The 25,155-nt window shown below is 41.8% G+C and carries 22 protein-coding genes; 10 read left to right on the forward strand and 12 right to left on the reverse strand.

The features are described from left to right. Positions 1-63 precede the first annotated feature (63 nt). The gene (locus BRLA_RS01430; protein WP_003333685.1) at positions 64-1,212 is read left to right on the forward strand and encodes a cation:proton antiporter; all 1,149 of its coding nucleotides are present in this window, start codon (positions 64-66) and stop codon (positions 1,210-1,212) included. Positions 1,213-1,418: 206 nt separating this feature from the next. On the opposite strand, the gene BRLA_RS01435 is transcribed toward BRLA_RS01430, so the two are convergent. The 4 genes from BRLA_RS01435 to BRLA_RS01450 all read right to left on the reverse strand — a co-directional run bounded on the left by BRLA_RS01435 (position 1,419) and on the right by BRLA_RS01450 (position 7,524). Then, on the reverse strand, positions 1,419-2,351 hold the full coding sequence (locus BRLA_RS01435) for an acetamidase/formamidase family protein (RefSeq protein WP_003333684.1): 933 nt from the start codon (positions 2,349-2,351) through the stop codon (positions 1,419-1,421). An 85-nt stretch (positions 2,352-2,436) separates the two neighbouring features. After that, entirely contained in the window at positions 2,437-2,937 is a 501-nt protein-coding gene (gene nrdG, locus BRLA_RS01440; RefSeq protein WP_041752453.1) for an anaerobic ribonucleoside-triphosphate reductase activating protein, read from the reverse strand. Positions 2,938-2,945: 8 nt separating this feature from the next. Then, complete coding sequence (locus BRLA_RS01445) at positions 2,946-5,204, reverse strand: anaerobic ribonucleoside triphosphate reductase (protein WP_003333682.1); 2,259 nt, start codon at positions 5,202-5,204, stop codon at positions 2,946-2,948. 235 nt (positions 5,205-5,439) lie between these two features. Next, complete coding sequence (locus BRLA_RS01450) at positions 5,440-7,524, reverse strand: TerD family protein (RefSeq protein ID WP_041751895.1); 2,085 nt, start codon at positions 7,522-7,524, stop codon at positions 5,440-5,442. Between the two features lie 215 nt (positions 7,525-7,739). Here BRLA_RS01450 and BRLA_RS01455 point away from each other — a divergent pair, with 215 nt between their 5' ends. Together BRLA_RS01455 and BRLA_RS24930 are read left to right on the forward strand one after the other, a co-directional pair. Further along, the gene (locus BRLA_RS01455; RefSeq protein ID WP_003333679.1) at positions 7,740-9,764 is read left to right on the forward strand and encodes a molybdopterin-containing oxidoreductase family protein; all 2,025 of its coding nucleotides are present in this window, start codon (positions 7,740-7,742) and stop codon (positions 9,762-9,764) included. Positions 9,765-9,775: 11 nt separating this feature from the next. Beyond that, positions 9,776-9,907 carry a DinB family protein gene (locus BRLA_RS24930; RefSeq protein ID WP_272898003.1) on the forward strand — a complete coding sequence of 44 codons (132 nt, stop codon included), beginning with the start codon at positions 9,776-9,778 and terminating at the stop codon, positions 9,905-9,907. Between the two features lie 63 nt (positions 9,908-9,970). On the opposite strand, the gene BRLA_RS01460 is transcribed toward BRLA_RS24930, so the two are convergent. Beyond that, positions 9,971-10,966, reverse strand: a complete 996-nt coding sequence (locus BRLA_RS01460) for a hypothetical protein (protein WP_003333678.1) — start codon at positions 10,964-10,966, stop codon at positions 9,971-9,973. Positions 10,967-11,165: 199 nt separating this feature from the next. On the opposite strand from BRLA_RS01460, the gene BRLA_RS01465 reads away from it, so the two are divergent. The 4 genes from BRLA_RS01465 to BRLA_RS01480 all read left to right on the forward strand — a co-directional run bounded on the left by BRLA_RS01465 (position 11,166) and on the right by BRLA_RS01480 (position 15,998). Then, positions 11,166-12,824, forward strand: coding sequence for an ABC transporter substrate-binding protein (locus BRLA_RS01465; protein ID WP_003333677.1), 1,659 nt, complete (start codon positions 11,166-11,168; stop codon positions 12,822-12,824). Between the two features lie 106 nt (positions 12,825-12,930). After that, positions 12,931-13,923, forward strand: coding sequence for an iron-hydroxamate ABC transporter substrate-binding protein (locus BRLA_RS01470; RefSeq protein ID WP_003333676.1), 993 nt, complete (start codon positions 12,931-12,933; stop codon positions 13,921-13,923). A 22-nt stretch (positions 13,924-13,945) separates the two neighbouring features. Then, a complete protein-coding gene (locus BRLA_RS01475; protein ID WP_041751897.1) occupies positions 13,946-14,956 on the forward strand; it encodes a FecCD family ABC transporter permease in 1,011 nt (336 codons plus the stop codon). Continuing rightward, a complete protein-coding gene (locus BRLA_RS01480) occupies positions 14,946-15,998 on the forward strand; it encodes a FecCD family ABC transporter permease (RefSeq protein ID WP_003333674.1) in 1,053 nt (350 codons plus the stop codon). The genes BRLA_RS01475 and BRLA_RS01480 overlap by 11 nt, the downstream gene beginning before the upstream one ends. A gap of 117 nt (positions 15,999-16,115) precedes the next feature. Here BRLA_RS01480 and BRLA_RS01485 read toward each other — a convergent pair whose 3' ends face one another. Continuing rightward, positions 16,116-16,514: a DoxX family protein gene (locus tag BRLA_RS01485; RefSeq protein WP_003333673.1), complete on the reverse strand. Its 399-nt coding sequence runs from the start codon at positions 16,512-16,514 to the stop codon at positions 16,116-16,118. A 218-nt stretch (positions 16,515-16,732) separates the two neighbouring features. Between BRLA_RS01485 and BRLA_RS01490 the strand changes: the two genes are divergently transcribed. The 3 genes from BRLA_RS01490 to BRLA_RS01500 all read left to right on the forward strand — a co-directional run bounded on the left by BRLA_RS01490 (position 16,733) and on the right by BRLA_RS01500 (position 19,159). After that, entirely contained in the window at positions 16,733-16,990 is a 258-nt protein-coding gene (locus BRLA_RS01490) for a hypothetical protein (protein WP_041751899.1), read from the forward strand. Positions 16,991-17,094: 104 nt separating this feature from the next. After that, entirely contained in the window at positions 17,095-17,799 is a 705-nt protein-coding gene (locus BRLA_RS01495; protein WP_003333670.1) for a response regulator transcription factor, read from the forward strand. Further along, the gene (locus BRLA_RS01500) at positions 17,789-19,159 is read left to right on the forward strand and encodes a sensor histidine kinase (protein WP_003333669.1); all 1,371 of its coding nucleotides are present in this window, start codon (positions 17,789-17,791) and stop codon (positions 19,157-19,159) included. Before BRLA_RS01495 ends, BRLA_RS01500 begins: the two co-directional genes overlap by 11 nt. 155 nt (positions 19,160-19,314) lie before the next feature. Here the strand turns inward: BRLA_RS01500 and BRLA_RS01505 are convergent, their stop codons facing one another. The 6 genes from BRLA_RS01505 to BRLA_RS01530 form a co-directional block, all read right to left on the reverse strand. Next, positions 19,315-19,827, reverse strand: coding sequence for a hypothetical protein (locus tag BRLA_RS01505; protein WP_003333668.1), 513 nt, complete (start codon positions 19,825-19,827; stop codon positions 19,315-19,317). A 195-nt stretch (positions 19,828-20,022) separates the two neighbouring features. After that, positions 20,023-20,940, reverse strand: a complete 918-nt coding sequence (locus tag BRLA_RS01510) for an NAD-dependent epimerase/dehydratase family protein (RefSeq protein ID WP_003333667.1) — start codon at positions 20,938-20,940, stop codon at positions 20,023-20,025. A gap of 3 nt (positions 20,941-20,943) precedes the next feature. Further along, positions 20,944-22,173 carry a class I SAM-dependent methyltransferase gene (locus BRLA_RS01515; protein ID WP_003333666.1) on the reverse strand — a complete coding sequence of 410 codons (1,230 nt, stop codon included), beginning with the start codon at positions 22,171-22,173 and terminating at the stop codon, positions 20,944-20,946. A gap of 21 nt (positions 22,174-22,194) precedes the next feature. Then, on the reverse strand, positions 22,195-23,256 hold the full coding sequence (rfbG, locus tag BRLA_RS01520; protein ID WP_003333665.1) for a CDP-glucose 4,6-dehydratase: 1,062 nt from the start codon (positions 23,254-23,256) through the stop codon (positions 22,195-22,197). Position 23,257: 1 nt separating this feature from the next. Then, complete coding sequence (rfbF, locus tag BRLA_RS01525; protein WP_003333664.1) at positions 23,258-24,025, reverse strand: glucose-1-phosphate cytidylyltransferase; 768 nt, start codon at positions 24,023-24,025, stop codon at positions 23,258-23,260. A gap of 168 nt (positions 24,026-24,193) precedes the next feature. Next, the gene (locus BRLA_RS01530) at positions 24,194-24,910 is read right to left on the reverse strand and encodes a glycosyltransferase family protein (protein ID WP_003343265.1); all 717 of its coding nucleotides are present in this window, start codon (positions 24,908-24,910) and stop codon (positions 24,194-24,196) included. Positions 24,911-25,155: the final 245 nt, after the last annotated feature.

Consider the following 25,155-nt stretch of genomic DNA (forward strand, 5'->3'; position numbering starts at 1 on the left):
GCTCCTTTTGTATTTTTTTCCCTTCGTGTGCTCAAGATATAAACATAAAAGAGGTGGAGAACTATGCTTGTTTTTCAATTAGCAATCATCTTGCTAGCTTCAAAAATCGCTGGAGATATCAGTGCTAAATTAGGTCAGCCCTCTGTATTAGGAAAGCTCCTTATTGGTATCGTATTAGGGCCGACTGTACTTGGGGTAGTGACGAATACAGACATTCTTCAGGAATTGAGTCAAATAGGTGTTATCTTATTGATGTTTATTGCCGGACTTGAAACCGATACAGAGGAATTCAAACGTACTGGTAAGGCATCAGCATTTGTAGGTGTTGCCGGAATTATTTTTCCTTTCGCATGTGGTTATCTAGTGGGTATTTACTTACAGCTATCTACAATTGAATCTATTTTCCTCGGTCTGTTACTTTCTGCAACAAGCGTGAGTATTTCCGTTCAGACATTGAAAGAAATGGGGAAATTAAAATCACGAGAAGGAACAACGATTCTAGGAGCTGCTGTCATTGATGACGTACTTGTTATTATTGCTCTGGCTTTTGTTATAAGCTTTGCTGGTGGAGACATCAATTTGGGAGAAGTAGTCTTGAAAAAGATAGCATTCTTTGCCATAGCTATCCTTTTCGCATGGAAAGTGGTTCCATGGGTGTTAAACAAATTTGCTCCGCTTCGTGTATCAGAAGCCGTGATTTCAGCAGGTCTCATCATTTGTTTCGTGTATGCTTACGTAGCTGAGTATGCAGGTGTTGCTGGTATTATCGGTGCTTATATTGCAGGTGTTGCTATTAGTTTAACGAAACATAAGCATGAAGTGTTCGAAAAGGTAGAAACGATCAGTTACTCGATTTTCGTTCCTGTATTTTTTACCTCGATTGGGGTAACGGCTCAATTTATAGGAATCACACAGAACATCTGGCTAATCCTAGGTTTGAGTGTGGTAGCGATCCTAACAAAGCTCATCGGCTCTGCGATCGGAGCCAGATTAGCAGGCTTTAAGTGGAGAAGCTCCCTTGGTGTTGGTGCAGCTATGGTATCACGTGGTGAAGTAGCACTTATCATCGCAGCAATGGGGCTTGAATCTCAAATGCTAAGCAGCGATATGTTTGCGGTTATTGTAGTTGTAGTATTGATTACGACAATTGTGACACCTATGATGATGAAGGCGTTTTTGAGTAATTCTAGTGGGAGCAAACAAAATGCGTAAGTAGCAGGTAAAAGATTGTTGTTGTGTGGACAGAGCGGGGTTTCTTATTAGCTATAGTAGAGAGGATAGGAAGCTTTCTTGATAGCTGGAGAAGATTTTTGTTCATCGTATAAAAAGGGAAAAGGGTGCTAACTATTCCAGTCGGCACCCTTTATTTAACGAGAGCAGAAGAGATGATTTCGTTCATGCACCCTTCGATTCTTTATTTATATGATAAGCTTATCCTCGTCTAGCACTGCATGAACACCCACAACATCGTTAACCAACTGGGTTATGCGTAAATCAACAAGCAGGCTGGCTAGATTTAAGGCTTCTTTTCGTTCATAGCCATACAGCTCCTGCATCCAATCAATCATGCCCTCTAATGCGATCATAGAGGCTTCGTGCAAATCCTTATGGACTCCAAATGTGATTTTACTAGTTGGTGTTTGTGCTCGTGGGAAGGACAGCGCTCGATCTTCTACTGTAAAAGTGAGGTCAACCAACTCCATTGGACATTCTACGGCAAGTCCAGATACTTCCCCGTCGCCTTGGACGGCGTGTCCATCTCCTACGGAAAAGAGCCCGCCATCTACAGGGATAGGTAAATAGAGCGTACTCCCGGGGATTAGCTCTTTACAATCTATGTTACCGCCACAGTAGCGAGGAGGAATAGTAGAATGAATATCTGGTTCGTCTGGCGGCATGCCCATTACTCCCATAAATGGATGAAGGCGAATTTTATGCCCTTTATCGCTGGTTCCGATCATGTTCGTCGCATCTAACTCCCAGATTAAATGATATCCTTCCTTTTCCTGCATTCCCAGACGGTTATTTACGGCGCTGGCAAATCCGCCACCCTGACTCCAGCCCCATGTGCCTACACGTAATTCATTAATATGTATTGCTAAGCTTTGTCCAACCTTGGCATCGGCAATGTACAAGGGACCAATCAGGGCATGTCCGCTATCCTGAGGGTGCTTTCGCGTACAAAATTCTACTCTTCTGCCGTTTGCTTGTTCCGGTCCTGCATTCCAATCCGCATCAAGCGTCTCAAAACGAACAGTGTCACCAGATTGTATTGTCAGGATAGGGGAAGCCTCTCTGCTAAAGGAGCCATGCAGAGTCGAGCGCTTAGGCTGGATGGTATATATAGCCATACACAGTTACCTCCTTGGTAGATTATTACAATAGCTTTCTATCAGAATAATACTGAGGAGGTAAAAGGTACAGATTTAAATATTGCTATTCCGTCCATTCGATAACGGTGCCTATTGCAAGACTTTTCCTCACATCAATGATGCGCTGATTACGACTTCCGCGAAACCGCAGGGAGGTGTCTTTTTGTTCCGCTTTAAATTTACCGTCAATAATGACATCACATAGCTCCAATAACTGCCGTTGTTCATCTAGCAGGAGTAATGCTTCAAAAGTAAATCCAGTATATGCCCAGACTGTTTTATCCAGACAAGCTTGGCGAAAGCTAGTGATAAAGGCGGCGCAGGCAGTAGCGGAGAAAAATGGGTCTCCTCCACATAAGGTCAGACCATGTAATAATGGATTATCGGAAATTTCCTGAATCACCTCTTGCTGGTACGCTCGTGTAAAAGGTTGTCCATAGCTGAAATCCCACGATTCTGGATTAAAACAACCCTGGCATGCGTGACGGCAGCCGCTTATAAACACGACCGCACGTAACCCAATGCCTTCGTTAATACTTTCCCTTCGATATTCGCAGATATGCATGGATTGACTCACTGGTGCTTCACCCGATCCAGAACCTCCGCTTGTTTTGCAGAATTAAAACGTTGTGTATAATCGCCTGTAATATAACCTGTTACACGGCGTAAACGTTGGAAATGAACGGAGTCTTCCGTACTTCCACAGTTTGGGCATTGCGTGCCGATAATCCCTTCATAGCCGCAGCTTGGGCAACGATCCAATGGATGATTAATAGAGAAATAACCTACGTTGCTTCTTAATGCGTACTGAACAATCTGTTGGAAAGCTACTGTGTTTTGTCGAGCATTTCCATCTAGCTCAATATAAGTAATCGCCCCGGCGTTGCATAGCTCGTGAAAAGGTGCTTCAAGCTTAATTTTTTGGGAAGCGGATAGCGAATAGTAAACAGGAATGTGAAAGGAATTCGTATAATATTCACGGTCAGTAATTCCCGCAAGCTTTCCATAGGTTTTTTGATCAGCTTTTGTAAATTTGCCCGATAAACCTTCAGCAGGAGTAGCAAATAAGGTAATGTTGAGATTATATGTTTCGCTCATGTCATCGCAGTATTGGCGCATGAAGGAAATAACAGAGAGCGCACGCTGGTATACCTCTGTATCTTCTCCGTGGTGCTTGCCATAAAGAGCATACATGCATTCCGCTAGTCCGATAAAGCCGACAGCCAGACTGCCATGCTTAATTAAATCAGCTACCTCATCATCGGGACGCAATTCTTTACCGCCCTCCCAGACACCCTCGCGCATCATGAAATCCGAAGCTTTGGCCGGCTGTTTAGCTTGGATGCCAAAACGATGAATCAAACCGCTGATAGCTACATCCATATAGCTTTGTAGGGCGTTATAGAAGCCGGTGATGTCTGCCTGATCGCGTTGGTTTTGACAAATCCCATATTCAATTCCCAATTTTACAAGATTGATCGTATTAAACGAGAGATTTCCCTTACCGCTACTATAATTCCGTCCAAAACGATCTGATATGGATCTTGTCCGGCAGCCCATTGTAGCGATGATGGTGTTCGGATCATCTTCACGGTAGTAGATGAGATTAAACGTAGCGTCTACATTGACGAAATTCGGATAAAGGCGCTTACTGGAGCATTCGATTGCTTCTTGGAATAAATCATAGTTGGGATCGCCCTCAGATTGATTAATCCCTGTTTTACATTGAAAAATATGCTGCGGGAAAATAGGGGTTTCTCCATTTCCTAACCCATTACTTGTTGCCTGTAATAGTGCATGTGAGACCAGACGTCCTTCCGTAGAAGTACACATACCATAATTAAGCGAGGTAAAAGGAATTTGTCCCCCAGCTCGGCTACTCATCGTATTTAGATTATGGATGAGAGATTCCGCGGCCTGATAGGTCTCTGCGACAGTCTCTTCAAAGGCATAAGTAAAGCTTTTGGGAAAATCCTGCTTTAGTTTTTCATTATCCATATAAAGTAGATCATCAGATAAAGCTAGCTCGGAACCCTCGTTAAAATAATGAAGTCCTTTTTTCAGATGCTTGACGAAGGATTTCCGGACGTAAGGGGCTAGATCCCAGTCAATCTTGTTAGCAGAAACACCGCCGAATTGGCTATTTTGCTGCGATTGAAAGATAATCGCGACTAGAGCCATTGCCGTCATAATGCTTTGTGGGGTGCGAACTGACCCGTTTCCAGTATTAAAGCCTTCAGCTAGTAGGCGGTCAAAAGGAATGAAAATGCAGTTAGTTGTACCGATTGCATACTGATCCAAATCATGTACGTAGACATAATTATGATCGATTGCTTCACGGAGCTTGCTTGGTAAAACATATTGTTTCACATGCCATTTCGCATATTCAGAGCCCATTTTACTCATTTTCCCGCTGAACGATTCTCCGTTAACATTTGCATTTTCTCGAAGTAAGTCCATATCCTGTAGGCCGATGACAGCCTCACTAATGCTGTATAACTCGCTTTGCTTCAGACGAAGGCGATCACGTTGTTGACGGTAGGCAGAAAAGGAATCAGCAACATCGTTGTGATCTTTTTCACATAACTGTGCAATAATTAACTCGTGTATCGTCTGTGTAGATATTGGATTTATGTAGGGAAGCTCCCGCTCTGCGGTTAGCGGTTGCATGCGTGGTTGCAGTGTAAGATGTTCCTCAATACAATGGGCAATCTCCTCACTAAGGGCCACGTTTACTGTACCTGACGTGGGCAAGCATGCCTGAGTAATTGTTGTGATTATCTTTTCTGGCTGAAAGATTTCTTGACGACCATCGCGTTTCATTATTAGCATGAAAAAAGCCTCCTGTAATGTGAAAAACCTGATGTGAAAGGTAAAAATACGCTTGGTAATGGTAGAAGGTAGTGCACATGAATTCAAAATGTAAGAAGCATCCCCTCATCAATTAAGAGAAAATGCTTCTGTAATGTGGTTAAATACACTATATATAGTCTACGAATTACAAAATACATCAATATATCGTATGTGTCAAATGACGGTCCTGTGACTAGACTTCAGAATGCATGTGCTATAAATAATCAGACATGATTTTTTCGGTGTCATAGGGTGTTATCCCACTATTTACAGAAAAGACGGATTGGGCACGATCAGGATTATCAACAAGCGTTCCTCTGGCTAAGGCGTGCAATACAAACAGGTCGTATAAATTTGGTTTAATCAGATTTGTCATGGCTTTTCCCATGAGCTGCATGCTGTTTCGATTATGTTCAACGTTATTGGCATAGGTAGGTTCAAAAGTAAGAGCTAAATCGGTCCAGATGACCTGACGAGCCTCTATATCAATCATAACGGGAATACAAATCGTTGTATCAGCAGTGATGTCGATTTTATTTTGTACGGTAGCCGGTTCGAAGATTTCACCAGAATTAGGGTGCTGTCGCATCATCCAGCCAGCAAAGCATTCAGGGAGATCACAATAAGGATGACTGGTAAAGGAATGCAAAGACATGGAAAGATAACGAGCCCCTGCTTTTGCCGCAGCAGCTAAATCGATATCAATGAACTCGCAGGCACCTTGTGGAGCAGTAGTAATATCACCACTATGGTAGGCCTTAAAGGAAGATGAAACTAGATTTGTATAGGAAATGTGTTCTAAATCATTCCAGTTGTGGTCATACATCACAGCAGATAAATCAACATCCACTCGATCTGTCGGAACTTGATTCACAATACCTTCTCGCCACCAAGTAAAAAATCGGATGGTATTTCCAGCCGGTAAATCAAGCTTAGAACCTCGCGTAATCGTACGGAGCGCCTTCTGAGCTGAGCGTTGGGAGAAGGGGACATTGTAATTGCGCAATCGTTCATCGACATATACATAGCCCAGCGGCGGCAATTGGGAAAAACGCTGCATGAGTTCCTTTTGACAGATGGATATGATTGAATCACCGATTTCCTTAGGAAGAGGAGCCAGTGTGTCAGCACTCACTTGAACTTTGGCTACATTTCCTTTCGGGAAAAATGTACGGACGGCTTGCGGAATGTGACGGTTCGCAAAATGTGTCATCACCTGTAGCAATACAGGAGAAGAAACCTGATCAACTATCTTTTCAAAAGCATGGACGATTGGCTGCCACTCCACACTGAGACGTATGATGTGATCAAGACGACGTGCCAGCTCGCCCGGTCTAGTGGAAAGTAGCTCGATTGCTTCTGATAGCCGTCGATGTAATAGAGCTTCCTCTACTTTACTGTTAAATGTTTCGATTTTTTGATTGTTACGAATCAGATAAAAAGCATCGGCGCACCGTGGGAAACGTAGTTTGTATTCCGTAGGGTGTAAAATTTCCCCTAATCGAATCCAACGGTTTTTATAGCGCAGCATATCTTCTTCGAGGGCAAGACAATTCTCTAATAGCCCCAAGATAAAACGTCTTTGGGCACGTGTAAATTTACGAAAGGGCGTAGCGCTGGATAGACTGATATCACCGCCAGATAAGGATGTAGCTACCCGTAAAACATCTGTTGCTGTCTTGATATGTTTGGAAAAAAAGGCAGGTGATAGTTTACTGGATGAGAACAGTAAGCCTGTGAGCAGCGCAATATTTTCTTTTAATGGAATATCTAACTGCACAAGTTTATCTAAAACCTGATATTCTTGTATAAAGAAGCTGAGGTCATCCTTGTCGGTTTCGGAAAGGGAGGTTTTGGACTGGACGAGATTCCAGAAGATTTGCTCTAATTCCTCTTCATTTCCAAGTTCAATGACAGTTAACTGATGTTGATCAAGCAGTGGAAGTCGTTTCTTTACTTCATCAATCGGAAGAGAAAGGGTGAGATAGTGAATAATGGCGTTCACATATAAGCTTGCTTGGCTTGCTTCCATTAGTTGCTGGGGGAAATTTTGATACATCGGACGATATCGTACATGAGCTCCGACCAGTTGCTTTACGTCCTTTTCTAGCTGCTGAAAGAATGTAGTAAATTCTTCGACAGATAGGGTTTGCAACCGTTCCATCAATCGGTGGGAAAAGGTGAAGCCAAGATGCTCCAGGTTTTTTAAGGCAGTAGCTAGGTAAGGAAGAGGTAAATGACTGATTCCTGTCTGTACAAGTAGCTTACCTTTGCGTCTTAGATAGATAGAATTTTTCATTGGCATAGTAAAAAAAATCAGGAGAGCAGTGCCCCTAATATCCATTTGTCGTAGAAGGAAGGAGCACTATAGCCTGATTTTTATATCCTTTTTATTATTTGTAAAGGTTAATTTTTGAATGGGAAAGATTATTCAATCATTATAGTATAGATACAAAAGTCTGTAAATAAGATGAAAAATAGTCGAAAAGAGAAAGAGTAAGGAGGAGAGAAGCCATGACAAAAGAGCATACCAATATCTGCCCCCACGATTGCTGGGACACCTGTAGTATGACAGTGACTGTCGATGAATCAGGAAAAGCAGTGAAAATTCGCGGTAACAAAGAACACCCAGTAACCAAAGGCTTTCTGTGCATCAAGGTAAATAATTATTTAGAGCGGGTGTATCATCCAGACCGGATTTTATATCCCATGAAAAGAACAGGTAAAAAAGGGGAAGGGGTATTTGAACGAATTTCGTGGGAGGAAGCCATCCAGCTCATCACGGATAAATGGAAGGAAACCATTCGTCAATATGGAGCCGAGGCTGTCTTACCTTATAGCTATGCTGGTACTATGGGGTTGATTAACTACGACAGTATGGATCGACGTTTTTTTGGTAAAATGGGTGCTTCTCGTCTGGCTCGCACTTTATGCGCATCTGCTGCCTCAGCGGCTCTACACTCTGTATATGGAACCCGACTTGGTGTCGATCCAGAGGATATGGTACATTCTCGCTTGATTATCGCATGGGGCACCAATACGCTTCATACAAACGTCCATCAGTTCCCAATTATGGAGGAAGCACGGAGGAATGGCGCTGTTTTGGTGGTCATTGATCCTTATAGGCATGAGACGGCAGAAAAGGCAGATATCCATTTGCAAATTAAACCAGGAACCGATAGCGCACTCGCACTGGGGATGATGCATGTACTAATTCAAAACGATCAGCTCGATCACGCATACATTGCCAGCCATCTACAAGGCTTTGAGGAGTTAAAGAAGCGCGTAAAACCATATACACCAGCTCATGTAGCTAGCATTACGGGGCTTTCCGAGCAGGAGATCATTGAATTTACTCAATTATATGCAAGCACCAAGGCTTCTCTTATCCGTTGCGGATTTGGTCCACAGCGTCATACGACTGGGGGAGAAATCATTCGTACATTGGCGGTACTTCCAGCATTAACAGGAGCCTGGCAGGAGCTAGGCGGAGGCTTTTTACTAGCCAATATGGATGTCGGAATCAATTACGAGAATCTATATCGAGCAGATGTGTATGAAGGAAATCCGCGGGAAATAAACTGTGCGCAATTAGGCTCTGCTCTCTTACAGCAAGACAATCCCGTAAAGGCTCTTTATGTCTATAACAGTAATCCAGCTTTAGTGACTCCTGATGCTAATAAGGTTACGGAGGGGCTACTCCGGGATGATTTATTTACGGTAGTCCATGAGCAGCATATGACAAAAACCTGCCGATATGCAGATATTATCTTGCCTGCGACTACAACTCTGGAGCATTTGGATATTCATACATCCTACTGGCATTTATATGTACAGTTAAACGAGCCTGCTATTGCCCCCTTAGGAGAAGCCAAATCTAATACGGAGACCTTCCGTTTGCTAGCCAAGGCGATGGGGTATACAGAAGACTGCTTTGCAGATAGCGATGAGGATTTAATTAGGCAGGCGTTGGATTCTACCCACCCGTTTCTTAACGGAATCACGTATGAGACGCTTAAAGAAAAGAAATATCAGAAAGTATCATTTGAAGGAGATCATTTCTTTCCGTTTCAGCATGGCTTTTTAACGCCGAGTAAAAAGATCGAGGCACTAGCGCCACAGATGAAAGAGCTAGGCTTGGAGCCGTTGGTTAACTACACACCGCTTGAGCAAAAGGCGGAGGGCGCTGAGCAATATCCTTTGCACTTTTTGACGGTGAAAGCAAAGCATTTCTTAAATTCCAGCTTTGGGAATGTAGAGACACTGAAAAAACGGGAAAAGGAGCCAGTCCTCTATATGAATCCTCAGGATGCGCTTTCCCGAGGGATTGCAGAAGGCGATCAGGTGAAAGTATACAACGATCGTGGGGAGATTGTTCTCCCAGCTAAAATTAGCGAAAAAGTAAGAGCCGGTGTGCTGGTTACCCCGATTAATTTATGGCAAAAGAATGTGAATGTAACAACCTCAGAAGCACTAACCGATCTAGGCGGTGGAGCAACCTATTACACCAATTTTGTAGAGGCAGTGAAAGTGGGGTAGGGGGCGGAGGGATGGATCAAACTGTAACTTCGTATGCATACAACAATTGGTCTAACCAAAGGCTTCTGCATCATCTAAAGGAGTTGCCAGAGCAGGTCTGGAAACAAGAGGTGCAGAGTATATTTCCCACTCACACAGCATAACCAATCATTTTTATATCATGAAACAAGGCTGAAGGACGTAATAAGGCTCCTTCAGCCTGTTTGTTATGCGCCGAATGTTTGCTCAACCTTTTGAGGTAATGATCCCCAAAACTTAGAGATGTCTGGCTTAGCGTCACCGATGATACTCTCTCCTGCTTTTCCGTGCTCATAAATGACGTCTTTGTTTTGATTTATAATCTGTAGGTACTCTGCAATGATGCTTGTTGTCTTCGTATCACTGTGAGTTTTTATGAATTGTTCGTACGCTTTCTTTACCTCTGGTAACAGCTTCATGGTTTTTTCATCAATGGCATCGTAGCGATAGTTACTGAGATATTCTTGCAAATAGGTTTGATATAGATTCCTAACATCTGTTTTTTTGATTCCGTTCTTATAGGAGGTTAGATACTTTTCTACTTTTACGATGCGTTCTCCCAGCTCTTGACGTGAGATAATTAAACTACCATCTCTGGAAATAGGTTTATTATATTCGTCCCATTGTAGCTCCAGGTATGACTTCATGTCGTCAGTGAGGTAGCGGGAGTATTGCTGTAAGGCATCATAATCTACCATCCAAAACAAATCCCCTTCGTTATCTGTTAAGGCTAGCTTGCCAGCCAATTTATCCTGCACGTATTTTTTTAAAGGCTCTTCTTGAATCTTCGTCACATCAACAGGGAAGCCAATTTCATATAGCTTTTGGGCATTGTTATTCTCAGCTAATAACTTAGAAAAGCTTTCGTTCAATCCAATCAAGTGAGTGGCATAATAATCATCTAAAATAACGAATAGCCGATCGGCAGTTTCACTTTTTACGTTTTTGATCGTCTTATCCAAGTAGGTGATTAATTCAACAGGCTCTTTTGCTTGTGACGCAATATCCTGCATTTGTTTGATAACGTCTTGTTCGACAGTTGGTTGATTCTTCTGGGGTGTATTTGTCTGAGGTGTGGTTTCTCCTTGTACCGGCTGGGAGCTTGTTGAACCACTGTTTCCACAGCCTGTTAATAATCCTATGGCTAACACTGAGCTAAGCACCAGATATCCTGAATTTTTCATAGGAACCACTCCATATCTAAAAGTTATTATTTGGTTAATTAGTAATTTATGTAAAAGATATGTATATGATACAAGACGATATAGTATGTTAATTGGTTTCAAATATATAACTAGCTTTGCTATACTACAAATAACTCAGATTCGTTGAGAATAGTTATCAATGAACCGATATGACAAAACATAGAAAGTGGCGACATATATGTCAGATCAACAACAGCAACATTCGTTTTCTGCTGAATCGACTGTAGAAATAGATCAATACCAATTTAAGCTAAAAGAGATAGAACTGCTTAAGGGAAGCCAGTATAAACCAGTCCCATTGATTCATCAGATGACCTCCTCGTATGTTTTGCTTATCGCTCTTCAAGGTCAGGGTCATGTCCTAATTGATGAACAAGCTCACCCACTACAAAAGGATGGCGTCTATGTATGTGCACCAGGTCAAACACTTGGACTTGAATTAACTCCAGAGGTAGAAACCTATTGCTATGTGATTTATTTTCATGTCTATCAGGAATCAGGAAAGCGGAGGGGACATTTGAAGCCTGTGCGTGATAAAGGACCTTTCGAGAAAGGAGGACAAGTATCGCATACGATCTCCCAACCGACGATGCTGTGCCAAACGATCGAAAAGCAATGGAAAAGCAAGAAGCCCATGGACCGTTTTTTGGGGCAAATCACTTTTCTACAGTTTATTCATACACTTATGAACAATAAGGACATCCGCTTTGAGGATTCTAAAACTGCTATTGCTAAAGCCAAAACCTACATCGATACTCATTTTAATAAAAACCTTTGTGTAGACGATTTAGCCAAAATAGCGGGAGTAAGTTCAAAGTATTTTGGCGAGCTGTTTAAAAAGACGTATGGAATCGGGGCAATTGAATATGTAACAAAGGTGAGGATGAATCAAGCAAAGCAATTTATGAGTAGACCGCAGGTTCGCTTAAAGGACGTTGCCCATCAAATTGGCTATAACGATGAATTTTACTTTAGCCGGAAGTTTAAACAGGAGGTTGGTGTATCTCCCACCACATACATGAAGCAACGTCAGAAAAAGGTAGCTATCTATAGTCACCGGCTTCTTGGCTATGTACTAGCCTTGCAGGTGATCCCTTATGCCGCTCCCCTGCATCCAAAATGGTCGTCCATCTACTATGAAAAATACCGCGCGGAAATACCTATTCACTTAAGTGCGTACCGTGTCGATTACAAATGGGAAAGTAATATTGAAGTCTTAGAGCAAATCCATCCCGATCTTATTATCAGCATCGATCAACTAGAAGGAAAAGAGAAGGCAAAGCTGGAACAGGCAGGATCAGTGAGCTATGTTTCATGGAGTGATACAGATTGGAGAGCACAATTTCTGCAAACAGCCGAGCTTTTACAAGTACCTCAGGATGCAGATAAATGGCTTATATCTTATGATCACAAGGTGAAGATGATCAGAGAGGAAATCAGCGGAGTAGTAAAAAACGATACCTTTCTGATTGTCCGTCTACTAAAACAAAATATATATGTATACAGCAATCCTAGTATGACTCAGGTATTTTATGGTGATTTGCAAATGATTCCCGCCCATCCGCTGCATGATGTGGGAATTGATGAAAAGATAACGATACAAAAGCTGGCAGAGTATGATCCTGATTATATATTGGTACTTGCCTGCCCCGAGTCAGAGACGCTACATTACTGGAAGCAACTCCAAATGAGACCAGAATGGCAACAGATTAGAGCGGTGCGTCTAAACAATGTTCATGAAATCTTTTCAAATCCTTGGCGTGATTACTCTCCGCTGGCCCATGAGCGTTTAATCGAGGATGTTTATCGTCTCTTTTCTGGAAATCGTCCATATTGATTCCGGAAATCGTTCATGGTCGAGCAGAGTCTACTCCTCTATAATCGTAAATGAGAATTATTATCAAACATTTCAGATTGTCTTATCGAGAGGGGACATTATAAACATGAATAAACGTAAGTTTCTAGGAGTAGGTCTAGTAGCCATACTGGCCCTTATGGTAACGGCTTGCGGCGGGAAAACAGAGACAACAGCACCTGCCACTCCGACAGCTACCAGCAGTGATAGCCAAAAAGCATCAGAATCAGCAACAGGTGAAACAAGAACGATTAAGTATCTTGATCAAGAATATAAAGTTCCAGCTAAGACAGATCGCATTGTCATTACAGGTAGTATGGAGTCTATGGAAGACGCTGTGGTTTTAGGTGTAGAGCCAGTAGGTGCGATTAGTGTAGGTGGTAAATTCCCGGATATTTATAAAAGTATTACAGGCTCATCGGAATCCATTGGTGAAAAAATGCAACCAAATCTGGAGACCATGCTTAAATTAAAACCAGACGTGATCCTCGGTTCGTCTAAATTTAAGCCAGAAGTATATAGTAAATTCGAGAAAATCGCACCAACTTTCCCTGTTTCTCATATCTCAAGCAACTGGGAAGCTAATTTACACTTACTAGCTGAATTAACAGGAAAGCAAGCAGAAGCTGAGAATGTACTGAAAAAATATAAAGAAGATCTAGAAAAGGCAAAAGCTTCTTTGAGCGATAAGCTAAAGGATAAAAAAGTAGTAGCGATACGCCTGCGTCAAGGTACCATCAATATCTATCCAGAAAAAGTCTTCTTTAACCCATCCTTATATGCGGAATTAGGTTTTACAGCACCAGAGGAAGTTAAGGCGGCTAAAGCGCAAGAGGCTATGTCATTAGAGAAATTTAGTGCCATGAATCCAGACTATATCTTTGTTCAATTTTCACCTGATGAAAACAAAGACCAACCTAAATCTTTAGAGGATCTAGAGAAAAATCCAATCTGGCAAAGCATTAACGCTGTGAAAAATGGCCATGTTTACGTGAATGTAGTAGATCCACTAGGACAAGGTGGTACAGCATGGAGCAAAATTAACTTCTTGAAAGCTGCGGTGGAAAAGCTGTCCAAGTAGATAAAAGGGCGAGAAGAGCGCAATGAGAGTGAAGAAATCAGTACCAGTTGCCATTTTGTTGACATCACCAATTTTTATTGTGATTTTGATGGCACTGTCCATTGTCTTTGGAGCTAAAAACATAGAGCTTAGTACAATTCAGGATGCTATCTTTCATTTTGATGCTGGTAATGCTGATCATCAGATTATCATGCATTCCAGAATACCAAGAGCTGTAGGAGCACTATTGATTGGTGCCTTCTTAGCAATGTCGGGAGCTTTAATGCAGGGGATGACCAGAAACTTTCTGGCATCTCCTTCCATTATGGGGGTATCAGACGGATCAGCATTTGTTATTACGGTGTGTATGATCTTTATGCCAGATACGTCTTCCCTACAAATGATCATGTATTCTTTAATTGGTTCTGCGTTAGGGGTAGGAATTGTATTGGGGTTTGCATCCCTGTTGCCTAATGGTATGACCCCAGTCCGATTGGCTATAATCGGGACAGTTATCGGAACAGTCCTAAGTAGTATATCGCAAGCCTTATCCACTTATTTTCAAATATCGCAGAATCTCAGCTTTTGGTATAACGCTCGATTACACCAAATTGATCCGGGCTTGATCAAATTAGCCCTTCCCTTTGCAATCGTAGGTATTTTACTGGCGTTATTTTTGTCTAAATCCATTACGATTCTGTCATTGGGTGAGGAGATAGCGGTCAATTTGGGCCAGCGTACAGCTCTGATTAAAGGGCTGACGATGCTGACTGTTGTCATTTTGACCGGGATATCTGTTGCTTTGGTAGGCAAGATAGGATTTGTTGGATTAATTGTTCCACATATTGCTCGCTTTCTGGTGGGGATAGATTATCGGTGGATCGTACCGTGTTCAGCGGTGGTTGGTGGGATTTTTTTACTATTTTCCGATATCCTAAGTCGGTTTATGAATTACCCTTTTGAAACGCCAATCGGAGTAGTTACTTCACTGTTTGGTATTCCATTCTTCCTCTATTTGATTGTTAAAAAAGGGGGAGAAAAACATGGTAACTAACAAAAAGCAATCGCGTATATTTGCTAAGACATCGACTGCTCGGTTTTGGACAGTTACAATAGCAAGTATTTGTCTTGCATTGCTAGCTATTTATATTAGTGTTACAAACGGCGAGTTTGATATGACGCTACAAGACGTTATCAACACATTGCTACGTCATGATCCTAAACCTGAGCATGATCTGGTTATCTTTGAATTTCGCCTACCGCGTATTGTGATTGCGGCCCTTGTTGGTATGGGGCTAGGGCTTGCCGGTACCGTTGTTCAAGCGATTACCCGAAATGGACTTGCTGATCCTGGAATATTGGGCATCAATGCGGGGGCAGGTGCAGCAATTGTACTGTTTATCTTTATGTTTGAGGGGAAAATGGGTAGCGAAGGGTTATTAACAACATTAGCCATGCCTTTGTTTGGTTTAGTGGGTGGTCTGCTCTCTGCTTTCCTTATCTTTCTATTTGCTTGGCAAAAGGGGAAACTAGACCCACAACGGCTTATTCTGGTTGGAATTGCAGTTGGAACGGGTCTGGGGGCATTTACGCTCTACCTTTCTTTACGCATGAACGCAAAGGATTTTGAGATGGCAACCGTGTGGATGACAGGTAGTATCTGGAGTGCTAACTGGATTTATATTGTGGCTATGCTCCCTTGGTTTATCTTGTTTATCCCGATATTATTTCGAAAAGCCAACGTGTTAAATCTATTGCAGCTAGATGAAAACAGCGTTAGAGGGCTTGGTGTATCCACCGAGAAAGAAAAAATGGTGCTCTTGCTAGCTAGTGTTGGGATCATTAGTGCATGTGTATCAGTGTCAGGTAGTATTGGGTTCGTTGGATTAATGGCACCGCATATTGCTAAAGCATTGGTCGGGAATCATCACAGACGGATATTGCCTGTATCAGCTTTGATGGGGATGCTCTTGGTTTTGGTATCAGATTTTATTGCCAAGACCGTGTTCTCGCCGGCTGAGCTTCCTGTAGGAATCGTCATTGCGATTATAGGGGGGCCATACTTCCTTTATCTGCTGTATAAAGCACGAGCCTAAAGTAGAGATATATACTAGTATTCATTACAAAAAGCCTGGAGCATATAACTCCAGGCTTTTGCGTGTAGAAAGAAACGGTTTCTTATGCAGTGGAAAAGCATTAATTCGTACTATACGTTACGCTGTTTCTTTTTTTCCATAAGGAAGCAGGTTATCTACTGCTGCCATGCTGCTACCATTCAATGCAAGATATAGCGCCATTGTGAAGAGAGCAAGGTCAAATTCATAGCCACCGATGAATCCAGCCGCCAATTTAACTTTTAGGGTAGCTCCTACCATAATGACCATGAGTAAAAATGAAATGGCACGAGTTCCTAGCCCTAAAATCAATAGGATACCTCCTACTAATTCGATAGTTCCAACTACATAAGCTAGGAAGCCAGGTAGGCCGATGCTTTCGAAAAATCCTACAATGTTTTCGATGCCCCCCTGGAATTTATCAAGACCGTGCAGCAAGAAGGTTAGACCTAGTACAACACGAAGAATGAGTGCGCCAAGCTGTTGTTTGTTTGCCACTTTTGTGTTGCTCCTTTCAGATAATGTTTAGTAACTTACTAATTATAAGTATAATAATGTTATTGCTTACTTTTGTCAAGCGTCTAACTTTAATGTTGTTTTTTTCCTGTCAGGTATATATTTATATGCGTGTATTATGTCCTTCATAACTTCTTTATATTTACTACATCAGTTCCTCATTTCTTTTTTGTATGCTAAGAAAAAAAGGAGGAGCAGATATGAAAAAATTAATTTTTTCTCTAGCATCGTTGGTTGTCGTCTTGGGGATCGCAACAGGCGTGTATGCAGGAACGTCACAGGTAACACCTGATCAAAAGCAGAAGGAATTTGAACAGATGCGCCCTTTGATGAAACAAATGCACCCGCAACTGACAGACGCACAGATTCAATCTATGTATGAAAGCTGTCATGGCCCAAACGGCATGCATGAGAGAATGATGAACAATTATACAAACCAGACTCCAAATCGTAAATAATCGCTTATAATAAAAAAAGAAACAGGATCAGGCAGACTTTCCAGAAAGGAGGGGCTGCCTACTTGTGTATTTTTGCACATAGTAAGCGAGGCGGGTGAGAGTAGATGGGTCAACACAAGATATTAGTCGTTGATGATGAAGAAAATATTTTGCAGGTAATTCGAGCTTATTTAGAGAGAAGCGGTTACATTGTTTACGTAGCAGAGACGGGGGAGGCGGCACTTCAGCTCCATCAGCTTTTACAGCCAGACCTCATCATATTAGACTTGATGCTACCTGATATGTCGGGAGAGGATATATGTCGAAAGTTACGCAAGACCTCCGATATTCCTATTCTTATGCTGACAGCTAAAAGTGCTGAGGATGATAAAATTAATGGGCTGTTAATGGGGGCCGACGATTATGTTAGTAAGCCATTTAGTCCACGTGAATTAGTGGCTCGGGTTATTACGCTGTTACGGCGGACAGGTACTACGAAAAAACAAGAGCAAGCTCTTACCTTTCTCCAAAAACGTCTATGTGTGGAACCAGAACTACATCAGGTCACGCTAGATCAGGCTAGCATCACATTAACACCTATTGAGTTTAAGCTATTGTATACGTTAGCTAGCCAACCAAAAAAAGTGTTTAGCCGTCTGGAATTAATTAATCACATTCAAGGTTATGGATTTGATGGATATGAACGTACCATTGACGTACACATCAAAAACGTAAGGCAAAAATTAAACGATGATCCCAAGCACCCCTCCTTTATTTCAACAGTGTTTGGTGTAGGCTATAAATTTTTGGTGAACCGTGATGAAGCATAAAGGGATGAAACGACAGCTTTTTCTTTCCCATCTGGGTGTTGCGCTCGTTTCTTTGTTAGTCATCATCATTATTGTAAATATCTCGGTTTCCATTACATTTGGGAAATATGTTGAAAATCAACTGCAAGCGGAGGCAGATGCGATCCTACAAGACCTGACCGAATCATATGTAAAAGCAAATGAATGGTCAAGACAGACACTTATGGGTGTGGGACATCGAGCTATGCAGCGTGACATGACTGTCATTTTGCTTGATGCAGAGGGGAACGTCATTTGGGATTCAACTAAGATGGGAATGCATATGGAAAGGCAAGGCACAAAGCATAGCTGTGCTGTAGATGATAAGCTTCCTCATTCTACCTACTCAACACCTATCATCATTGGAGATCAGCAGGTGGGTATGTTACATGTGGGGCTTCCAGATGGTCAATTCCAGGAGCAGGAGAGAGAATTCATTACCAGATTTAATGGAATGGTTGGAGGGGCGCTTCTGATTGTCATTGTCGGCGTTTATTATTATAGCGTTCGCATTTCGCGCGGTATTAGCCATCCCCTGCTTCACATGAAAGAGAAAGCGAATCGAATGCGGACAGGAGACCTCACAGCACGAGTGGAGACGGACACATTGCATGGGGAAATACAGGAGTTGGGTCAAGCGGTGAATCATTTGGCAGAGAGCCTACAAAAGCAAGAACGTCTACGTAAAAATTTAACAGCCGATATTGCCCATGAATTACGAACGCCACTGGCTACAATTCAAAGCTACATGGAAGCATTTGAAGATGGGATATGGGAGCCGACATCAGAAAAATTGCAGATTTGTCAGGAACAGACCTCGCAGCTTGTTCTATTGATAAAGGATTTGGAGAAGTTAACGGAAGCCGAAAACCCAATGCTTCGTTTACAAAAGGAGCAAGTAAACTTACCTGCTATCATAGCGGAGGCACAAAAAAGCATTGCAGAGTTATGGGACAAGAAAAGAATTCGTTATGTTCCGCCTTTCACGGACAATATCTTTGTGCATGCTGATTATCGCAGATTGTTGCAGGTATTTACGAATTTACTCAGTAATGCTTATAAATATACTCCTGAAGATGGTGAAGTATCGGTTTCCATCGAAGTGCAGCAGTCCAATATCGTAATAAATGTAGCGGATACAGGAGTAGGTATCAGAGAAGAAGAGCTCCCCTACGTATTTGAACGATTTTATCGTGGTGAAAAGTCGCGTAGTCGTAAATCAGGGGGGGCTGGAATTGGATTAGCTATCGTAAAAGCCATTATAGAAGCGCATGATGGAGAGGTGCGGGTTGAGAGCAAGGTGGGGAAGGGCACTACATTTTTGGTCCATTTGCCTATGTAAAAAGGGGAATACCTGAGGAATTCTCAGGCTCCCCGTTAGCCTATCAAGCGTACTAGCCTACTACGATCAAGAAACAGGTCTTTATATCCATCATTTCAAATAAGCAAGGCCCTCTTTGTACCAGAGGGCCTTGCTTCATTTGGAGAGATAAGACATTACATCCACATGCTAAATGTTCCAATGATAGTTGCTACAAAAAAAAGTGTCATAATGACAAATGGGAATGAAGTCAGTGTAATACCTGCAATTGCCATACCCCTACCGTTAGAAGAATTCCTTGCACGAATTCCCAAGATAAACCCCGAAGCGTTAATAATAAAGGCCAAGAAAATGGTTAGCATCGTACCAGGGGATGGTGTGTAATATCTTGAACTGTAATTTAACATGAAGCAGGACATTACAAATAAAATAATACCAAATATACCAAAAATCATTGAAACTATCGCTTGTCCTAATCTATCCTTGGGTTGATTCTTAACAGGACGCTTCTGTTGAGGGGCAGCTTGTTGAGGGGAGGGCTGGCGAGTAGTTGATGTTCTCGTTTGACCATTTGTTCCCCTGTTGCCTTGTGTGTTCGTTACCCGAGTCTGACTGCTCGCCATTCTATTTGTCTGGCTGAGAGTTGATCTATTGGGCTGAGTATTGTTCGTTCTAGTAGTTCGTTGCAATTTACTAGCTCCTTTCTGACTGAGTATATAAGTAGGTAAAAAGTAACAATATTAAATTCGTCATAATTTACCAATAACCTCTTTTTTATTTATTTTTTTAATCTATGTAGTTTTATAGACATGTTTTTATTAGTTGAAAGACACGACAAGCTGATACCATATGCTCATGGAATCAGCTTGTATTTAGGTATTTATTCATCTGTAAGAACATCCATCTAAATGTTTCCTCCACCAGATTATCGTTTCTTCTAAGCCAGCATCTAACGAGTATTTGGGATTCCAGTTTATTCCTTCCTGTAATCGAGCAATATTAGCTCCGACAAATAAAGGCTCATCCTGGGGGGATGGAATGGCTCCCCATTTGATTAAGTCCTCACTTCCGATTTTTTGACCGATAAGAGAAGCAATCTGTTTCAATTGGCTCGATTGCCCAGAAGCAATATTAACAGCTCCTCGCATCTCGCTCCTTAATAAGGCTACCAGAGCATCGGCTACATCAGCGATATAGAGAAAATCACGATATTGATTTCCATGCGTGCACAAGGCCTCTTCGCCTTTTAATAGCGAGGTGATAAGGGTAGAAATAAGTCGATTCCCCGGATCATGAGGACCATATAAATGAAAGATTCTCCCCCAGCAGGCACTCAGACCAACCTGCTCAGTGTATGATTGGAGCCATAAACGCAAAATATTTTTACAAGCAGAGTAAGGTGTTTTATAAGAATAAAGAGAGCCAGCCTCAGATAAATAACCTTCCAGCCATTCATATTCTGCACATGTTCCAGCTACGACGATCCTTTTACCACCACATTTAGCAAAATGACGAAATAATGTCATGCTCGATTGCACCCAATCGTAGTTAGCAAGCGAATGATAACAGTGGGGAGGGACTGATTCCCAAGCTAAATGTACCAGATGAGAAGGCTTCACCTGATCAATCAGAGCCGTCACTTCTGTATGGGATAAAAGGTTAGCTTGGTGCCAAGCACAGGTAATATCCAAAAGTGGCGCCTTTCGGTACGTCGCATGAACCTCCCAGCCCATTTTATGTAGCATACTAACTACATATCTGCCGATCCAGCCATTTCCGCCTGTTACGAGAACCTTTTCCATGCGCTACAGCACTTCCACTTCTGGAACAAACACTACAAATTTTCCGCCCCACTTTCGAATATAGGAGCATTCGTCCATGATTTCTGCTTTTACATTCCACGGCAAAATGAGGACGAAATCTGGTTGTGTTCGTTTTATTTCATCTGGGTTTTTAATCGGAATACGAGAGCCGGGCAGTATAAGCCCTTGTTTATGTGGATTCTGATCGACGGTATAGGGGAGAAGCTCTTTTCCGATACCGCAAAAGTGCAGGAGAGTGTTTCCTTTAGCAGGGGCCCCGTAACCGACGATTTTCTTTTTCATGTTATGGGCCTTAATGAAAAAGGATAATATATCGATCTTCATTTGTTCGACTTTCTTTGAAAACTCCAAATACGTTGATAATTGGTGAAGCCCGTGCTCTTGTTCCTTTTCAAGGATCTTTGCCACGCTTGGTTGGATGGGCTCCTTATCTTTACTATGCTTTACGAACAACCGTAAAGAACCGCCATGGGTAGGGATTTCCTCGACATCGACAACCTTTAACTCGTGGCTAGATAGGATGCTTTGAACGGAGAGTAGTGAAAAATAAGAGAAGTGTTCATGATAAATCGTATCAAATTGCTTACCAAGTATGAGCTGCAAGACATGGGGAAATTCGATTGTGATCATACCATTTGGTTGTAGTAGTATTTTTAGTCCTGCTATAAAGTCATGTAATTCAGGTACGTGTGCTAATACATTATTTGCGACAATCAAATCCCCTTTATAGCCTTCCTGTACCAATTGCTTTGCTAATCTCTCTCCAAAAAAATCTGCCCTCGTAGGAATTCCCTTATCGTTACAAATTTTCGCTAAATTTTTTGCCGGTTCAATTCCTAGTGTTCGAATATTATGCTTGTGAAAGTATTGTAATAAATAGCCGTCATTGCTTGCGATCTCAATAACCTGCGAATGGTGATGCAAATGGAACCTTGCTATAGCCATCTCGGTATATTTTTGAGCATGGGATAACCAACTAGAGGAATAGGAGCTAAAATATAGATAGTGATTAAAAATCTGATCTGGCGATTCAAACTGCCCTACTTGTACCAGAAAACATTTATCACAAACATAGGCATGCAACGGATAAAATGGTTCCATGTCATCTACACGGTCCGGTGATATAAATGAGTTAGCGAGAGGTGAAACTCCCAAATCCAGGAATGAATGAGTAAGCAACGAATTGCAAAAACGACATTTTTTATCGGACATTTTCAGTAGACTCCTAACTCCTTATAAATTTATAAACCTGTTGATTTGTTGGCGAGTGAAAGAGCTTATGTCCTTACCTGATTGATATTGCTGGTACCACTGAACAGTCCATGCAACAGCCTCTGTAGTATTTAGCTTTGGATGCCACCCGAGGGAATGGATAGCTTTAGTGCTATCAAGGGTTAGTATAGGAGATTCATAGGGGGGAGTAGTTGACGGAGTGGTTATCTGTATCTTTTCGTTCCAAATACTCGCTGCTTTATCTACTATTTCTCTAACGGTTAGGTGAGAATGATCGATCGGTCCGAAATTCCAGGATTGGGCGTATACGGGGTTATTCCACAGCTTTTCAGCGAGAAGCAAATATCCATGTAAGGGGTCTAGGACATGCTGCCACGGGCGAATGGCGTTTGGATTTCGTATACTAAGCTTCGTTGAATGAATCAATGCCCTTGCGATATCTGGAAATATTCGATCTGCGGCCCAATCACCACCGCCAATCACATTACCAGCCCTTACAGATGCAAGTCGTGTTGTGGAAGAAGATGTAGGCTGAAAAAATGATTGTTGATAAGACTCAGTGATGACCTCGGCACATGCTTTGCTGGCACTGTATGGATCGTAGCCGCCTAGCGGATCATTTTCCTGAAAGGAATGATTACCTAGCCCATCATTTTTATAACATTTATCACTTGTAACATTAATAATTACATGAACACTTTTTGTTTGTCGTGCAGCCTCAAGTACATGAACGGTTCCTAATACATTCGTATGATAGGTGATAAGTGGATCTGCATACGATTGCTGAACCAAGGGCTGGGCAGCTAGATGAAAAATAATTTCTGGCTGATAATCGGCAAGGGTTTGCAGAAGTAGCGGGTAGTCTGTAATGTCGCCCTTTATAGAACGGCATTCCTTCGAAACCTCTGCTATTTCAAATAAATGAGGGGTAGATGGTGGATTGAGAGAATACCCAATTACATCTGCCCCCAGCGATGTTAACCACAACGTAAGCCATGTACCCTTAAATCCAGTATGGCCTGTTAGTAACACTTTTTTTTGATGCCAAAAGGATTTCTTCATGCTACCAAACCTTCCAAGGGGCGTTTTTACTATCCCACAAGTCCATTAATTTTTGCTTATCTCGTAATGTATCCATTGGATGCCAGAACCCATCATGACGATAGGCAGCAAGCTGATTTTGTTTTGCTAATTTGACTAAAGCATTTGTTTCCCAAATGGTTTGGTCGTCATTGATAAAGGAAAAAATGGCTGGCTCTAGAACAAAAAATCCCCCATTTATCCAGCCGCCGTCTCCTAAAGGCTTCTCTTTGAAGTCTACAACCATCTGATCCTCAAGCATAAGGGAGCCGAATCTTCCAGGGGGCTGAACCGCAGTAACCGTCGCATATTTACCGTGCTTTTGATGAAATTCAATCAATTTTTTAATAGGAATATTCCCTACACCATCTCCGTACGTCAGACAAAACGTTTCGTCACCAATATATTTTTGTATCCTCTTAATACGGCCGCCCGTCTCCGTTCCTTCCCCTGTATCGATGAGCGTTACCTTCCATGGCTCTGCATTATTGGAATGGTTCCTAATTTCATTTTTACTCATATCGAGCGTAAAATCTGACATATGCAGGTTATAATTTGAAAAATATTCTTTAATGAGGTGTCCCTTATAGCCTAAACAAATAATAAAATCATTGATTCCGTAGTAGCTAAAGATTTTCATGATGTGCCAAAGAATGGGCTTTGTCCCTATTTCAATCATTGGTTTAGGCTTTAAATGAGTTTCTTCGCCAATTCTCGTTCCATACCCACCAGCAAGAATAACTGCTTTCATTTTTATCCTCCATAGTTGCCCAAAATGTCCCTTTTATGAAGCTTTTCATGCTTTTACATTATGCAGTAGTCCCGATAATGGTGTTGGCTTCGCACAAATCGATTCATTAAGGATTCAAGAAAAGATATGCTATGATGAAATCGATAAGTCCCTAAGAAACTGCTTACATTATGGTTTTAAGTGGGGAAACAGCTCAAGGTATTCCGGATTCAAACGAAGATCTTTTGTCCCACTCGCGTAAAACAAATAGGTTTCTTGTAGCTTCTCAGGTGTAGTGACATGATAGATACCCAAGCCGTGCTGGATACTGTGCGCTGAGAGCGTGGGGCCTATTTGCAGTTTTCGTTTTCGTGTTAAATCATTCCACGGACTGTAAAAAAACTTTATGACAAAGGCAGGCGCGGTTAGATAAACGATAAATTTATGCGGGGACCAATGTCTGCCGGCTGTATAGGCGCCGTGTTCATGCTTATGAATCAGTCTACCAATATTGGGGTGTGTATTATCTATGGGGAAGTAACCATGGTAGCGTTGATTCACCAAAGGAATGTTATAAACAGCTTCTGGATAGCTATGATTGGGATCATCAACTAGCATAATCACTCTGATTGAATACATATGCTCACCTAAAGCGGTAAGGGACGAGAAAAATTCATCTTTATTTTGACAACATAGAAACTCAGTAGTGTTTAGCACCATTTTCCAGCCTGTACATTCTTTTTCGATATCCATTACTTCACGGTCAACCTCTATCGCATCAAATTCCGGTACCCTTGAATTTCTCACCTCCCAATGGGGGGCAAAATGTTTACATATCTCAAGTGAACGATCCGTTGAACCCCGATTAATGAGAATACCATGATCAAATATCTGGGTATGATGCATCAGCCACCATGGAAGCAAATATTCTTCATTATAAAAATGCGAAATGACAGTAGTAATAGTGCTTCCTCCTTCTGGGAGCTAAATAGAAAAGAATGCTCACGTGATACTATATGACATGGATGAAAAGGTTGTCACAAACAAAAAGAAAACAAGGAAATAGGCAAGTAACGGACGAATTAGATAAAACCGCAGAAAACTGTATGTTTTTTACGACAAGCAGAAAATTTAAGAAATTCTTTAGAACT

The sequence above is a fragment of the Brevibacillus laterosporus LMG 15441 genome (assembly GCF_000219535.2).
GTDB classification, from domain to species: Bacteria; Bacillota; Bacilli; order Brevibacillales; family Brevibacillaceae; genus Brevibacillus_B; species Brevibacillus_B halotolerans.